We start from the raw sequence: 16,959 nt of genomic DNA, 5'->3' as shown, positions 1-16,959 counted from the left end.
ATCGTGCTGTACGTGTGGGCTCGGCGTGCGTCGATTCGTGATGTTCGTTTCGGAATCACCGTCGATCCGCGACGGCAGCCCGGTCCGGACCGGTCGAGCAGTGTGCGCCCTCCGCTCCCCCGCCTCGGTGCGAGGCTCAGCGGAAGCGTTCGGCCTCACGTGCGAGGTGCACGAGGTCTGCGCACAGGGACTCCACCTCATGGGCCGCCGCACCTTCGGCAACGGCTGTCGCCACGTCCTCGGCGGCACATCGAACCTGGAAGATTCGGTCGACCATGGCGGACGCTTCCTCCGAGGTGAGGACCACCGCGTCGGCGGGGATGCTCGTGCCCTTGACCTGGCTGCGCTGCTCGTACGCGCGCTGCCGGCAGGACTGGCGGCAATATCGGCGGCGCCGCCCCATCCCCGACTCCGCCACTTCCCGCCCGCACCACACACAGGAATCGGGTCTGCGGGAAGCGCCGGTCATGGTCGACCACCTTACTGCGCGGCGACCCGACGCCCGCCCGGTAAGATGTCGAGGTTGCATCTGCGCGGCGTGCGGGAACCAATCGGGAGGCCGTGGCGTTGTAGATGAGTGTGAACGCTTGGTGCTGGTCCAGGCGTGCTCGCGCGGAGACGATCGAGGAGAGGACACAACCATGGCAGATCGCGTACTTCGAGGGAGTCGACTCGGAGCGGTGAGCTACGAGACCGACCGTGACCACGACCTCGCGCCCCGGCGGATGGCCAAGTACCGGTGCGACAACGGTGAGATCTTCGACATCCCGTTCGCCGACGACGCCGAGATCCCCGGCACGTGGCTGTGCCGGAACGGCCTGGAGGGAACCCTGGTCGAGGGCACCGCGCCCGAGGCCAAGAAGGTCAAGCCGCCGCGCACCCACTGGGACATGCTGCTGGAGCGTCGTTCCAAGGAGGAACTGGAAGAACTGCTGAAGGAGCGCCTCGACCTGCTGAAGGCGAAGCGCCGCGGAGCCTGACACAGGCCACCGAACCGTACGAACGCCGTCTCGGCTCTGCCGGGGCGGCGTTCGCCGCATCCGGGGCAAGCCGGCGTTGCCCGCCCCTCCGCAGATCTCCGGGGTGGTCACCGTCTCGACAGGACTCATACACGTACTCCGATCTGCTGAACGCGGGAGCGTTACATTCCGAGCACACCAAGCACCGCACACCAAGCACCGAGCGTCACGCCCCGAACACGCAGTCGAAGAAACCACGTATGACCGACCTCTCGGGCTTCCACACCGTATGAGAGGTAGGTCACATGACCGCTCTCAATCTACTATTCGGTACGGCGGAGTCAAGGGTTTGGTCTTCTCTTCCACCAAATCTCACACCTGGGGTATGAAATCGGCACCCTGAACCCTCGCCCGGTAGGACGTCCACGACATTCCGGGTGATCAACCGCCCATTTTCACTACAACCGCTCCCTGGACGTGGTATTCCCCCAACAGACCCCAAACCAAACCTCCCGGTCTGTGAAGCGGCGGAGGAGTCGGTCAACGCACCGAATGCGGCCGGTTCTCGCTGCCGTCGGGATCGATGTCCGGGGCGGCATGCCGCGGACGACGGCTCGCCGTCTCCAGATGCGGCGCGATCGCGGCGAGCGCGTCCGGTGTCGTCATCGTCCAGTGCGTTGCATCGACCGGATGTTCGACAACGGTCCCGCGCACGAACCGACCCCAGCAGGTGACCGGGTCGACGTGGAATCCGTCGTCCAGGGCGGCGGTGAAGAACACCAGGTCGCCGTCGAACTCCCGCGGTCGGTGGGCGTCGATCAGATCGGGGGCGCGGAGTGCGCTGCCGTAGATCCGGTCGAGTTGCGGCGCGGTCAGGGCGGCCAGCGGGCCTCCCACGACACGCAGCAACGCCACTGCCCGCTCGGCGTCGAACCGTCCGCCCGGCGCGAGTTCGTCGAGAACCCCCGGGTCCGGGAGGTCGAGGCCCATACCGCCGAGGAGATCCGCGGTAGTCGCGGCGTTCTCCACGTTCCGGTCGAGTCCGACGTAACTGTCGAGCAGACCGAGTAGGCGGACCTCTTCGCCGGCGCCCTGCAACTGCACCGCCATCTCGTGGGCGATGACGCCGCCCAGCGACCAGCCCAGCAGGTGGTACGGGCCGTGCGGCTGGATGGAACGGATCTCCCGCACGTAGCGGGCCGCGAAGTCGGCGATCGTCTCGAGACTCGGACCGTCCTCGGTGAGTGCGGGCGACTGCAGACCGTACATCGGCCGATCCTGGGTCAGCTCGCGGCTCAAACCGGCGTAACTCCAGGCGAGCCCGATGAACGGATGCACGCAGAACAGCGGTTCGGCGGTCCCTCGCGTGCGGATCGGGAGAAGCACGTCGAGCGACCCGTTCGCATCCCGCGCACCGTCGGGTGCGCCCTGCTGGACGCGTTGTCCCAGCGACCGCGGAGTCGGGTCGGTGAACATCCACTGCAGCGGGAAGTCGGTGCCGAATTCGACGCCGAGCGCGGACGCGACCCGGATGGCGATCAGCGAGTTGCCGCCGAGGTCGAAGAAGCTGTCGTCCACTCCGACGCGGTCGACACCGAGGACATCTTGGAAGACCGTGACCACGGCACGCTCGGCCGCCGTTCGCGGGGCCTGGTAGTCGGCAGCCGAGGACCGGACGGGCGCGGGCAGCGCCGTGCGGTCGAGTTTGCCGTTCACCGACAGCGGCAGGGCGTCCAGGTGCACGACGTGCGCCGGGATCATGTACGACGGAACACGGGCCGACAGGTGCGCCCGCACAGCTGACCAGTCGGCCGGGCGGCGTCCCACCAGATACGCCACCAGGGCCTCCTCGCCGCGGTCGTCGCGGTGCACCGTCACCACCGCCTGCGACACCCCCGGATGCGTCTCCAGCGCCGCCTCGATCTCCCCCAACTCGATCCGCTGCCCCCGCACCTTCACCTGGAAATCCGTACGCCCCACATACTCCAGAGCCCCATCCCCACGACGCCGCACCAGGTCCCCCGTCCGGTACATCCGCCCACCCGCGACAAACGGATTCGCCACGAACCGGTCCGCCGACAGCTCCGCCCGATTCAGATAGCCGCGCGCCAACTGATCGCCCGCAAGGTACAACTCGCCCGCCACCCCGTTCGGCACCGCATGCAACCGCCCGTCGAGCACATGCACCTGCGTGTTCCACACCGGACGACCGATCGGCACCGACAGTGTGTCCGACTCACCGGTCTCCCAGAACGTCACATCGACCGCAGCCTCCGTCGGACCATACAAATTGTGCAACCGAGCACCACAGACCGCCCGGAACCGCGACACCTGCTCCGGCGTCAGCGCCTCCCCCGAACAGAACACCAACCGCAACGAATCACACACCGCCACAGCCGGTTCCGACACGAACACCGACAACATCGACGGCACGAAATGCATGGTCGTCACGTGACGTTCCTGTACCAGCCCCGCCAGGTACCGCGGATCGCGGTGACCGTCCGGCGCGGCGATCACCAGCGACGCCCCCACCTGCAGCGGCCAGAACAACTCCCACACCGACACGTCGAACGTCACCGGCGTCTTCTGCAACACCACGTCCTCGCCGGTCAGCGCGTATTCGTGCTGCATCCACAGCAGGCGGTTCACGATCGCACCATGGCTGACCGCGACCCCCTTCGGCCTTCCCGTCGAACCGGACGTGAAGATCACGTACGCCGTGTTCGCGGCGGTCAGCGGCCACAACCGGTCCATGTCGGTGACGGGTGCGCCGTCGTAGCCGGACAGATCCTCGGCGGCGACGTCGATGACCGGGATCGTGTCCGTGCCGGGGCGGGTGTCGCCGCTGACCAGCACGCACGCCGGTCGCGCGGTGTCGAGCACGTACGCGGTGCGGTCGGCGGGATGATCGGGGTCGACCGGGAGGTAGGCGCCGCCGGCCTTCACGACCGCATAGATCGACACCAGCAGATCGACGGACCGGCGCATCGCCACCGCTACCACCGACTCGGGACCAACGCCCTGCTCGATCAGGCGGCGCGCCAGCCTGTTGACGCGGTCGTCGAATTCGGTGTACGTCAGCTCGTCCGTGTCGAACACCACCGCGATCCGGTCGGGATCCGCGGCGACCCTCGTGTCGAACAGCGAGGCCAGGGTGCCGGACAGTACGTCGTGCGAGGTGGCGTTGGTGCCGGCGATCTGCTTCTGCTCGCCGCTGACGAGGATGTCGATGTCGCCGACCGCGGCGTCCGGGCTGTCGGTGGCCGCCCGCAGAACCTGCAGGAACCGTTGGCCGAACACGCGCATGGACGACTCGTCGTACAGGTCGGAGGCATATGTGAGGCGGGCCGCGATCCCGTCCGGCCGACCGTCGGAATCGAACTGCTCCATCAAGGTCAGTTGCAGATCGAACTTGGCGATGTCGGCGTCGAAGTCGACGCCGCTCACCGACAGGTCGCCCAGTTCCAGGGTGGACTGGTCCAGGTTCTGGAAGGCGAGCATCACCTGGAACAGCGGGTGCCGCCCGGTGGACCGCTCCGGGTTGATCACCTCCACCAGACGCTCGAACGGCACGTCCGCATGGGAGAAGGCGGCCAGGTCCGTTTCCCGAACGTCGGCGACGAGTTCGGCGAAGGTCCGGTCGCCGTCGACCTGCTGTCGCAGCACCAGCGTGTTGACGAACATGCCGATCAGGTCGTCGAGTGAGCGTTCACCGCGTCCCGCGACCGGGGTGCCGACGGCGATGTCACCGGTTCCGGCGAGTCGGCTCAGCAGTACCGCCAGCGCGGAGTGCACGACCATGAACAGGGAGGCGTTCGCGTCCCGCGCCGCGCCGAGCAGGCGGCTGTGCAGATCGGTCGGCACGGTGAAGTCGACGGTGCCCCCTCGATACGACGCGACCGCGGGACGCGGCCGGTCGGCCGGCAGGTCCAGTTGACCCGGCATGCCCGTGAGGGTGCGCGTCCAGAACCCGAGTTGCCGTGCCGCCACGGATTCGGGATCGGCCTCGTCCCCGAGCAGTTCCCGCTGCCACAGTGCGTAGTCGGCGTACTGCACCGGCAGCGGCGCCCAGCCCGGAGCGGCACCCGCAGCGCGTGCGGCGTACGCGGTCATCACGTCGCGGACCATCGGCGCCATCGACCAGCCGTCGCCGGAGATGTGGTGCACCACCAGGACCAGCACGTGTTCGGTCGCCGACAGCCGGTAGATCCGCACCCGCACCGGAACTTCCGTGGTGACGTCGAAACCGGCGGTCACGAGGCCGGCGATCTGGGCGGGCAGCGCCGCTTCGTCGGTCGTCACCACCGACAGGTCGGCCCCGCTCCGGCCGACGGGCAGGATCACCTGTTGCGGGCCGTCGGGAGAGTCCGGGTACACGGTGCGCAGCGACTCGTGCCTGCCGACGACGTCGGTGAGCGCGTGCTCGAGTGCGTCGACGTCCAGGGCGCCCGACAGTCGCACGGCCACCGGGATGTTGTGGACGGCGGAGTCCGGGTCGAACCTGTTGAGGAACCACATCCGGTGCTGCGCCGACGACAGCGGAATGTGTTCGGGGCGCACCGCCGGCGCGAGTGCCGGCCGCGCGGCGGTCGCGTCGAGCGAATCCAGCAGTGCCGACAGTGCGGAAACGGTGGGGGCCTCGAACAGCGAGCGGATCTCCACACGGCGGCCGAGCCGCTCCGACAACCGGGCGACCACCCGGGTGGCGACGAGGGAGTTGCCGCCCAGGTCGAAGAAATTCGCGGCGGCCCCGACCTGTTCGACGCCGAGCACGTCGGCGAGCACCGCGGCGACAGCCTCCTCGGTGGCCGTCGAGGGAGCACGGTATTCGACTGTCGCCGAGACGAAGTCGGGGGCGGGCAGGGCCTTGCGGTCCAGTTTGCCGTTGGGTGTCAGCGGCAGTGCCTCGAGCACGACGAGGGCAGCGGGCACCATGTAGCTCGGCACGATGCCGCCCACCTCTGCCAGCACCACGGCCGGGTCGACCGTGGCGCCGTCGTCGGGGACGACGTACCCGATCAGGGCGGTCCCGGTGTGCGGATCCTGGTGGGCGATCACCACGGCCTGTGCGACAGCCCGGCTCGCCACGAGTGCGGACTCGATTTCGCCGAGTTCGATGCGGAAGCCCCGGACCTTCACCTGGAAGTCGGAGCGTTCGAGGTAGTCGAGGGCACCCTTCCCGTCCCGGACGTTCCAGCGGACCACGTCGCCGGTGCGGTACAGCCGCGCGCCGGGCGGACCGAAGGGGTGGGCGACGAAGCGCTCGGCGGTCAGGTCGGTGCGACCGACGTAGCCGCGGGCCAGTTGGTCGCCGGCCAGGTACAGCTCGCCCGCCACCCCGACTGGAACCGGGTTCAGCCGGGCATCCAGCACGAACACCTGGGTGTTCCATTCGGGGCCGCCGATCGGAATGCTGTCGGTCTCGGTGCCGGTGTGCGTCCAGGCGGTCACCGAGACGGCGGCCTCGGTGGGCCCGTACAGGTTGTGCAGCGCGACCCCGCCGAACAGTCGGCCGAAGCGGGTGGCGGTGTCGGCGGGCAGCGCCTCGCCGATGCACAACACGCGGCGCAGTGCCGGCTGCTCCCCCGCGCCCGGAGTCGCCATGAAGGCGTCCAGCAGCGACGGCACGAAATGTGCTGTCGTGACGCGCTGCTCACGCATGAGGTCGGCCAGGTACGCCGGGTCGCGGTGGCCGTCCGGCCGGGCGATGACGAGGCGGGCTCCGGCGGTGAGCGGCCAGAACAGTTCCCACACCGACAGATCGAACGTGGCCGGCGTCTTCTGCACCACAGCATCGGTCGTGTCGAGCGCGTATTCGTGTTGTTTCCAGCGCAATTGGTTCGCGGCGGCGGCGTGCGACACCGCGACACCCTTGGGCTTGCCGGTGGAACCGGACGTGAAGATCAGGTACGCCGTGTTCTCCGGCCGCAGCGGCGCGAGCCGGTGCGCGTCTGTCACCGGTCCGTGCGGGCGGCCGGTGAGATCGAGGGTGTCGATGTCGATCACCCGGACACCTTCAGCGGCGAAGGCGTCCGCGGACGTCGTCAGGACGCACACCGGTCGCGCCGCGTCCAGGACGTACGCGAGGCGCTCCGCCGGATGGGCGAGGTCGATCGGCAGATACGCGCCGCCGGCCCGCAGCACCGCGTACATCCCCAGCAGCAGTTCGATCGACCGGCTCATCGCCAGACCCACCACGGATTCCGGACCCACCCCGAGATCGATCAACCGGTGCGCGAGCGCATCGACGCGGCGGTCGAACTGCGTGTAGGTCAGTTCGAGACCGTCGAACGAGACCGCCACCGCATCGGGGGTGCGCGCCGCCTGGGCGGAGAACAGTTCGGCGAGCGTCGTCGGCGGCAGGTCGACGGCGGTGTCGTTGAACCCGTGGAGTACGGCGTGCCGCTCGCTGCCGTCGAGGAGGTCAATGGCACCGACCGCGGCGTCCGGATTCTGCACGACCGATTCGAGAATGCGGACGAAGCGTGCCGCGAACGTGCGGACGGTCGATTCGTCGAAGAGATCGGTGGCGTAGGTGAACTGGGCCTCGATCACGTCCGGGGTTCCGTCGACGTCGTGCTTCTCCGACAGCGTCAGATGCAGATCGAAGTTGGAGATCGAGTTCGGCACGTCGAGCCCTTCGACGTGCAGCCCCGGTAGCGCGAGGGTGGTGGCGGCGAGATTCTGGAACGAGAACGCCACCTGGAACAGCGGGTGGTGCGCGCGGGAGCGCACCGGGTTCAGTACGTCGACGAGGCGCTCGAACGGAATGTCGGAGTGCGCGAACGCGTTCAGGTCGGTCGAGCGGGCAACGGTCAGGCTGTCCACGAACGAACTCGCGAGATCGACGTGGGTGCGCAGGACCAGCGTGTTGACGAACATGCCGACGAGTTCGTCGAGGGACTCCTCGCCGCGGCCCGCGATGGGAGCGCCGACGGCGATGTCGGATTCGTTGCTCAGTCGTGCGAGCAGCACCGCGAGCGCGGTGTGCATCACCATGAACAGCGACGCGTTCCGGCTCCGCGCCAGCGCCAGCAGGGCCCTGTGGGTGTCGGCATCGACCGTGAACGGCACGTGCCCGCCGCGGTGGGACGCGACCGCGGGCCGCGGCCGGTCGGCCGGCAGCGCGAGCCGATCCGGTAGACCGTCCAGGGTGCGGGTCCAGTACGCGATCTGGGCGGTGGCCACCGAATCGGGGTCGGCCTCGTCGCCGAGCAGGTCGCGCTGCCACAGGGCGTAGTCGGCGTACTGCACCGGCAACGGTGTCCAGCGGGGAACGTGTCCCTCGGCGCGGGCGGTGTAGGCGAGCATGACGTCGCGCGCCAGCGGGGCGAGCGACCAGCCGTCGCCGGAGATGTGGTGGGCGACCATCACGAGGACGTAGTCGTCGGCGCCGACGCGGTACATCCGCGCGCGCAGCGGCACGTCCGCGGTGACGTCGAAGCCGGTCGTCACGAGTGCCGTCACCCGTTCGAGGATGTCGTCGGGGTGTGCCGGGACCGGGGTCAGGTCGGGCACCGCGTCACCCGCGGGCACGATCACCTGGTGCGGCCCGTCGGCGGAATCGGGGTAGACGGTCCGCAGCGCCTCGTGCCTGCCGACGAGGTCGGCGATGGCGATCTGCATGGCGCGCACGTCCACCGCACCCGACAGCCGGAGCGCGACGGGCAGGTTGTAGGCGGGCGAGGCGGTGTCGAACTGGTTGATGAACCACATGCGCTGCTGCGCCGGCGACAGCGGAATGTGCTCGGGCCGGGGCCGCGCCGCCAGCGCCGGGCGGTGCACCCCGTGGGTGGTGGTTTCGGTGACCCGGGCCGCGAGGGCGGCGACGGTCGGCGATTCGAACACCTCGCGCACACCGACGTGGACGTCGACGGCGGCGTTGATCCGGGACACCACCTGGGTGGCGAGCAGCGAGTTGCCGCCGAGGTCGAAGAAGCTGTCGTGGATGCCGATTTCGGGCAACGCGAGGATGTCCGAGAAGATGCCGGCGACGATCAGCTCCATCGGGTTCCGCGGCGCCTCGAAGACCCGCGCTGCCGCCGCGAAGACCGGTTCGGGCAGCGCCGTCCGGTCGAGCTTGCCCGCCGGGGTGAGGGGCAGCACGTCGATGAGGGTGACCGATGCGGGAACCATGTAGGCGGGCAGGGCGCGGCCGACGAAGTTCGCGACCTCCACCCGGTCCACGTTCTCGCCGGTGAACGGCAGCACGTACGCGACGAGGGACGTCTCCCCGTTCGGGTGCTCGTAGCCGATCGTGGTGGCGTACTCGATCTGCGGGTGCGCGGTGAGCGCGGCGTCGATCTCGCCGAGTTCGATCCGGAACCCGCGGATCTTCACCTGGTGGTCGGTGCGGCCGACGAAGTCGAGGACGCGGTTCTCCCGCCACCGCACGAGGTCGCCGGTGCGGTACAGGAGGTCGCCGGGCTCCCCGTACGGGTCGGCGACGAATCGTTCGGCGGTCAGTCCCGGCCTGCCGAGGTATCCGCGGGCGAGACTCGGTCCCCCGACGTACAGTTCGCCCGGCACACCCACCGGCACCGGACGCAGCCGCCCGTCCAGCACGAGTGCCCGCACTCCGCGGCTCGGGCCGCCGATCGTGACGGGTTCATCGGCCCGGAGCGGTTCGGTGATGGACGACATGATCGTCGCCTCGCTGGGACCGTACGCGTTGACCATGCGGCGTCCGGGAGCCCAGCGGGCAACCAGTTCCGGCGGGCACACGTCACCGGCGACCACGACCACGGCCAGGTCGTCGAGCCCGTGATGGTCGACCGACGCCAGCGCCGCCGGTGTGGAGAACGCGTGGGTGACGCGTTCGGCGGCGAGCAGTTCCGCGAGTTCCGAACCGCCGTAGATGGTGGGTGGCGCGATCACCATCGTCGCTCCCGCGCCGAGTGCCATCAGCATCTCGAACACCGAGGCGTCGAAGCTCGGGGACGCGAAATGCAGTGTCCGCGAACCGGACGTGACGCCGAGGAGCTCCCGTTCGTCGGTCACCAGGTTCATCAGGCCACGATGTGTGACCGCGACTCCCTTGGGCCTGCCGGTGGATCCCGACGTGTAGATGACGTACGCCACCTGATCGGACAGGATCGGCCGCATGCGGTCGCGGTCGGTGAGCGGCAACCGGGATTCGTGGGTGCAGCGCACCTCGAGTGCCGGGTCGTCGAGCAGCATCCACCGGACCGAGTCCGGGAGGAGGTCCCGTTTCGCGAAGACGGTGAGCCCGACCATCGCCCCGGAGTCCTGCACCATGTGCAGGATGCGGTCGGCGGGATATCCGGGGTCCACGGGAACGAAGGCGGCACCGGACTTCGCCACCGCCCACACGGCCACCACGGATTCGAACGACCGGGGCAACGCCAGCACGACCCGGGTTTCGGGTCCCACCCCCCGATCGACGAGCAACCGGGCGAGCTGGTTCGACCGTTCGTCGAGGTCGCGGTACGACAGGATCTCGCCTTCGAAGACGACCGCAGGCCCCTCGGGTGCGGCGGCAACGGCGTCGGCGAGGATCTCCGGCAGCAGTTGCACCGGCCGGGCCTCGGCGCCGCGAACCGGGGTGAGGGCCGCGTACTCCTCGTCGCTCAGGACGGGGATGTCGCCGACCGGCCGGTGCGGGTCGGCGACCACCGCCTCGAAGATCCGGTGCAGGCGTATCGCGTACTCGGCCGCGGTGTCTTCGTCGAAAATGTCCGTCGCGTAGACGAGTTCGGCGTCGATGCCGCCTGCCTCGCCGGCCACGCCGAGCCGCTCGGTGAGCGTGAAGTGCAGGTCGAACTTGGCGATGCTCGCCGGGGCCTCCACCGGTTCCACCGACAGCCCGTCCAGCTCGAGTCGGTCGGCCGACACCGCCTCCACGCCGAGCGCCACCTGGAAAAGCGGATGGTGCGACGTGGAGCGGACGGGGCTCAGGACCTCGACGAGCCGCTCGAACGGCAGGTCCGCGTGGGCGAACGCCTCGAGGTCCACGTCCCGGGCCTGTTCGAGCAGTGCCGCGAACGACATTCCGGGGTCCACGGTCGTGCGCAGGACGAGGGTGTTGACGAACATCCCGATGATGTCGTCGAGTTCCACCCGGCCGCGGCCGCCGACGGCGGTGCCGACGGTGATGTCGGCGGTGGTGCTGAGGCGGCCCAGGAGCACGGCGAGTGCGGCGTGGGCGACCATGAAGAGACTGGCGCCGTGTGCCCGCGCGAGTTCGGTCAGGGCCCGGTGCGTGTCCGCGTCGAGGGTGAACCGCGTGGCCGCGCCGCGGTGGGACGGGGCGGCGGGCCTGACCCGGTCACCCGGCAGGTACAGCTGATCCGGGACGCCGGCGAGCGCCTGCGTCCAGTACTGCAGTTGCGCGGCGGCGAGGCTGCCCGGATCGGATTCGTCGCCGAGCACCTGCCGCTGCCACAGCGCGTAGTCGGCGTACTGCACCGGCAGCGGCGCCCAGGCGGGTGCCCGGCCCGCGGCGCGGCCGGCGTAGGCGATCATCAGGTCCCGGATCAGCGGTTCCATCGAGGCGCCGTCGGCCGAGATGTGGTGGACGACGAGGGCGAGGACGTGCTCGGTGTCGCCGAGCGAGTACACCTTGACCCGCAGCGGCACCGCCTGGGACACGTCGAACCCGGCCAGGAGGAACTCCCCGAGGTCGGCGTGCAGGGCGGCTTCGTTCACCCGGACCGGCGCCGTCTCGGGACTGAACTCGCCGGGTTCGAGGATCACCTGGTGCGGCCCGCCGCGGGAATCCGGGAAGACGGTCCGCAACGATTCGTGCCGGGTGATCAGATCCTCGATCGCCGCGGTCAGCGCCGTCCGGTCCAGCGATCCGGTCAGCCGGACCGCTGCGGGCAGGTTGTACGTCGCCGACGAGGTGTCGAATTGGTTGAGGAACCACATCCGCTGCTGCGCGAGCGACAGCGGGATCCGGTCGGGACGCGGCTGCGGCACCAGAGCCGGTCCGGCGGAAACGCCGTCGGCGACCATGGACATTCGCGGCGCCAACGAATCTGCCAGCGCGAGGACGGTCGGGGCTTCGAAGATGTCACGCACCGTGACCCGAATGTCGAGCAGGGCGCCGACCCGGGCGGTCACCCGGGTCGCGGAGAGCGAGTTACCGCCTGCATCGAAGAAATCCGTGTCGAGACCGATGTCCGTACCGCCCAGCACTTCGGCAAACGCATCCGCGATCGACTGCTCCAGTGGGTTCCGCGGCGCCCTGTACGCGATCTCCTTGGCTGCGGCGCCGAAGTCGGGCGCGGGCAGGGCGCCCCGGTCGAGTTTGCCATTCGGGGTGAGCGGGATGGTGTCCAGGAACACCAGCGCCGACGGGACCATGTACCCCGGCAATGCCTGACGCACGAACGCGAGCAGAGCGGCCGGATCACGGTCGGCGCCCGCACCGACGAGCACGTGCGATGCCAGTCGTGTTTCCGACGGCGACTCGTAACCCAGAGTGGCAGCGAATTCGACGTCGGGATGTGCGTTGAGGGCGGCATCGATCTCGCCGAGTTCGATACGAAGTCCACGAACCTTGACCTGATGGTCGGAGCGGCCGAGGTATTCGATCGCATGTCCGGGAAGAGTTCCGTCGGTCATGCTGCCGGTCACACCGGAATGTACTGCGCGCCAGCGCACTATGTCACCGGTGCGGTACATCCGGGCACCGGCGGCCTCGAACGGACTGGCCACGAAGCGGTGTGCCGTGAGCGCGGCACGCTCATGGTACCCGCGTGCCAGAGCCGGTCCCAGCAGATACAACTCTCCCACGACGCCGACCGGCACGGGCCGCAACCTCGAATCGAGAACCACGGCGGCGACCCCGGGTAGCGGCCCGCCGATGGTGATGTCTCGGCCCTGGCAGAGCACCGAGCTGAACGTGGCGCCCACCGTCACTTCGGTGGGTCCGTACCCGTTGACGAGTTCGAGTCGGTCCGCCCATCGCGCCACCGTCTCCGGTGGGCAGGCGTCGCCGCCGACGACGATCGAGCACAGATCGTCCAATCCCTCCGGCTCAACCGACGCCAGAGCAGCATTCGTGATGGTCATGTGCGTGACGCGTTCGGACTGCAACACCTCGTGTAGCTCTACGCCGCCGTACACACCGGGCGGGCAGACCACCAGCGCGGCCCCGGAAGTGTGGGCCAGAAGCAGTTCGAGGACGGACAGGTCGAATGTGGGCGACGCGAGGTGCGCGACCCGGGACTCCTCGGTGGCCCGCACTGCGGTGGTATACGAGCCGGCGAGATTCGCGAGACCGCGGTGGGACACCACCACGCCCTTGGGCAGTCCCGTCGAACCCGACGTGTAAATGAGATAAGCGGGATGATCGATGTCCAGAGCGGAGATGCGATCCGCATCCCCGACCGGCGCCGTGCTCGCCGACGACAATTCGCGGAGCACTTCCGGGTCGTCGAGTACGAGCCAGTCTGTCACCCCGGGGAGGGTGTCGGCGAACTCGGCGCAGGTGACACCGACGACGACACCCGAATCCCGCAGAATGTGCGCGATACGGTCCACCGGATGCGCGGGGTCGATCGGAACGTAGGCCGCACCGGTCTTGGCAGCGGCCCACACGCACAGCACCGATTCGACAGAGCGCGGCAAGGCCACTGCGACGTAGGTTTCCGGGCCGACGCCCGTCCCGATGAGCGCACGTGCCAGCTGCGTCGATCGCCTGTCCAGCTCACGGTAATCGATCGAGACGCCGTCGAAGACGACCGCAGTCGAGTCCGGATACCGTTCCGCCGTCGCGACGAGCAGCTCGGGCAGGGTGGCGTTCGCGAGAAGCGGCCCGCCCCACACCGGTGCGAGAGACTGTTGCTCGGCCGCACCCAGGATGGCGATATCGCCGACGGCGATGTCGTCGGCGGAAGCGACCGCCTCGAGGATCCGCAGGAATCGGTCCGCGAATCCCGCGACGGTGCCCCGTTCGAAGAGTTCCGATGCGAATGTGAAGGCACCGGAGATCCCGTGGTGGTGACCGGCGTCGTCCACGACCTCGGCGAGCGCCAGATCCAGATCGAACTTCGCGATGTGGGGATCGAAGTCGACGGCCTCCACCACCAACTGCGGCAGTTCCAGCTTGACCGGTCGCAGATTCTGGAAGGCGAACATCACCTGGAACAGCGGGTGCCGATCGGACGACCGGGTGGGACGCAGGATCTCGACGAGCCGGTCGAAGGGAACCTCTGTGTCCTGGAACGCCGTGAGATCGACATCGCGCACCTGGTCCAGGAGAGCGCCGAAACTCTCGCCGGGGTGAATCCGTGTGCGCAAGGCCAGGGTGTTCACGAACATTCCGACGAGCGCGTCGAGTCCCTCGTCGCCGCGGCCGGCGACGGGTGTGCCGATCACGATGTCCGTGCTGCCGCTGAGCCTGTGTAAGAGCGTCGCGAACGCCGCATGAACGACCATGAACAGCGTGGTGCCGCCCTTCTGGGCGCGCTCGACCAGCCCCCGGTGGGTGTCGGCATCGATCACGAAGTCCACGCGTTCGCCGCGGTGCGACGCTACCGCCGGACGAGGGTGATCCGTAGGCAGATCGATTGCCTCGGGCGCACCGTCCAGAGCGGCACGCCAACGCTCGATCTGCTTGGCGGACAGACTGTCCGGATCGTCCTCGGCGCCGAGCAGGTCCCGCTGCCACACACTGTAGTCGGCGTACTGGACAGGGAGCGGCTCCCAGGACGGCGCCAGCCTTTCCACCCGGGATGCATACGCGGCCATCACGTCGGCGGCGAGCGGACCGAACGACCATCCGTCTGCAGCGATGTGGTGCGCGACGAGCAGCAGCACATGTTCGGAACGATTCTCCCGGAACAGGTGGATTCGGAACGGGATCTCCCGGGTCACATCGAAACCGGCGGCAGCGTACTCGGCGATCCGGAGCATCAGCTGGTCCGGCGCGGTTCGGATCGGTGTGAGATCGAATTCTGCGGCGGCGGCCGGCAGGATCTCCTGATGCGCACCGTCCGCCGAACCCGGATACACGGTCCGCAACGACTCGTGACGTTCGAGAACGTCACCGAGCGCTGCACGCAAAGCCGGGACGTCGATCCGGCCCGACATCCGCAGTGCGAGTGGGATGTTGTACGCAGACGACGAAGGATCGAACTGATTGAGGAACCAGACCCGCTGCTGCGCCAGCGACAACGGGATCCGTCCGGGACGCTCGCGCCGCGTCAGCGCGAGCCGCCCCGAGGACGCGTCCGTCCCCGACGTGGCCACTGCGGACACAAGTTCACGCACAGTGGGATTGTCGAACAGCGTGCGAACGGAGACACGGGTGCCGAACGCCGAACCGACCCGGGAAACCACCTGGGTGGCGGACAACGAGTTGCCACCGAGAGCGAAGAAGTTGTCGTCCACTCCGATTCGTGATTCGCCCAGCACATCCGCGAACGCTGCGGCGACGGCGAGCTCGTCCGCCGTGTTCGGTGCCGTGAATCGGGTATGGCTCACGAACACGGGCGCGGGGAGGGCACGGCGGTCGAGCTTCCCAGCCGGTGTCAGCGGGATCGAGTCGAGAACCATGATCGAACCGGGGACCATGTGCGCCGGCAACGCCCCGCCGACGAATGCGGTCAGGTCGTCCACGTCGACGCAGTTCCCCGACGCAGCACAGACGTAGGTGACCAGTGCTGTGACGCCGGATTCGGTGTCGTGCGCGACGGTCGCGGCGAATCCGACCGCAGAATGCGCTCGGAACGCGGAGTCGATCTCACCGAGTTCCACCCGGAATCCGCGAATCTTCACCTGGAAGTCGCTGCGCCCGACGTATTCGATGACGTAGGTCCCGGTGCGGGACTCGACCCACCGGACGAGGTCGCCGGTACGGTACATCCGCCGACCGGGTGCACCGTGGGGGTTCGCGACGAAACGCTCCGCGGTGAGACCGAATTTCTGGTGGTAGCCGCGGGCAAGCGCCGGCCCCGATACATACAGCTCCCCCGGCACACCGGGGGGTACAGGATGCAGCCGCGCATCGAGAACGAAGGCCTCGACACCGCGCACCGGAGCGCCGATGGTCATCCGCTCGCCGAGCGTCAGCGGTCCACTCTGCGTCACCATCATCGAGGACTCGGTCGGCCCGTATCCGTTGAACAGTGCCCGCCCCGGTACCCAACGCTCGGCGAGGTCGGAACCCCAGGCCTCTCCGCCGACGACGATGACGGCGAGTTCATCGAGTCCCGTGGGGTCGACGGACGCCAACGCGGCCGGTGTGATGAAGGCGTGTGTGACTCGCTGCTCGCCCAGGAGTTCGGCGAGCTCCGTACCGCCGTACACCGAGTGGGGAACGACCACCATCGTCGCGCCCCTGCAGAAGGCCATCAGATACTCGAACACGGAGGCGTCGAAACTGGGTGATGCGAAATGCAGGGTACGGGCGTCGGCGGTGAGCTCGTACTCGTCGGCCAGCTCGGCCAGCAGGTTGGCGAGCCCCGAGTGCGTGACGGCGACGCCCTTGGGCAGTCCGGTGGATCCGGACGTGTAGATGAGGTAGGCGAGCTGGTTCGCGTGCATCCGTCCGAGACGATCGGCCGCTGTCACCGCGGCCGAGGAATGGGACGCCACCAGCGCAGTGTGGTCGGGATCGTCCATCACGAGCCACGATGTCGAGTCGGGCAATCCGGCTCGGAACTCGGTCGTCGTCAGGCCGAGCGCGGCCCCCGAATCGCCGAGCATGTGTGCGATCCGTTCGGCTGGGTAGTTCGGATCCACCGGCACGAACGCGGCACCTGTCTTGGCAACGGCCCAGACGGCGAGAACCGACTCGATCGAGCGGGCGAGCGCGACGGCCACGAACGTCTCGGGGCCGGCTCCGGCCTCGATCAATTCGCGCGCCCAGAGGTTGGATCGCCGGTCCAGTTCTCCGTAGGTCATCGAACGGTCGCCGAAGACGAGCGCCGACGCAGACGGGTCGGCCGCCGACTCGGCCAGAACGTCCGGCAGCAGTCGAGCACGTCGACTCGCAGGCCCGCGAACCGGCGCCAGGCGGGCCCTCTCG

At 68.8% G+C, this 16,959-nt stretch carries 3 protein-coding genes (1 of these 3 only partly in view); 1 reads left to right on the top strand and 2 read right to left on the bottom strand.

Going from position 1 to position 16,959, the window contains the following annotated elements; translation table 11 throughout:
• Positions 1 to 136: 136 nt before the first annotated feature.
• Positions 137 to 469 (bottom strand): hypothetical protein, encoded by a 333-nt coding sequence (locus ACFTWF_RS16295; protein WP_378462234.1) that lies wholly within the window; start codon positions 467 to 469, stop codon positions 137 to 139.
• 172 nt (positions 470 to 641) lie between these two features.
• Here ACFTWF_RS16295 and ACFTWF_RS16290 point away from each other — a divergent pair, with 172 nt between their 5' ends.
• The gene (locus ACFTWF_RS16290) at positions 642 to 980 is read left to right on the top strand and encodes an RNA polymerase-binding protein RbpA (RefSeq protein ID WP_124393463.1); all 339 of its coding nucleotides are present in this window, start codon (positions 642 to 644) and stop codon (positions 978 to 980) included.
• A gap of 519 nt (positions 981 to 1,499) precedes the next feature.
• Here ACFTWF_RS16290 and ACFTWF_RS16285 read toward each other — a convergent pair.
• Positions 1,500 to 16,959, bottom strand: partial view of a non-ribosomal peptide synthase/polyketide synthase gene (locus ACFTWF_RS16285; protein WP_378462233.1) — the 3' portion only. Its footprint extends 15,563 nt past the window's final position; the window shows 15,460 of its 31,023 coding nt (coding positions 15,564–31,023); its start codon lies beyond the right edge, outside the window; its stop codon occupies positions 1,500 to 1,502.

Origin of the sequence: Rhodococcus sp. NPDC056960 (genome assembly GCF_042674125.1) — a bacterium.
Classification (GTDB): domain Bacteria; phylum Actinomycetota; class Actinomycetes; order Mycobacteriales; family Mycobacteriaceae; genus Rhodococcus_F.
This window is presented reverse-complemented; position numbering and strand designations above follow the sequence as displayed.

Excerpts from the sequence above, each read along its gene's own strand:
- ACFTWF_RS16290 (WP_124393463.1), top strand. The coding sequence starts at position 642 with ATGGCAGATCGCGTACTTCGAGGGAGTCGACTCGGAGCGGTGAGCTAC.
- ACFTWF_RS16295 (WP_378462234.1), bottom strand. The coding sequence starts at position 469 with ATGACCGGCGCTTCCCGCAGACCCGATTCCTGTGTGTGGTGCGGGCGG.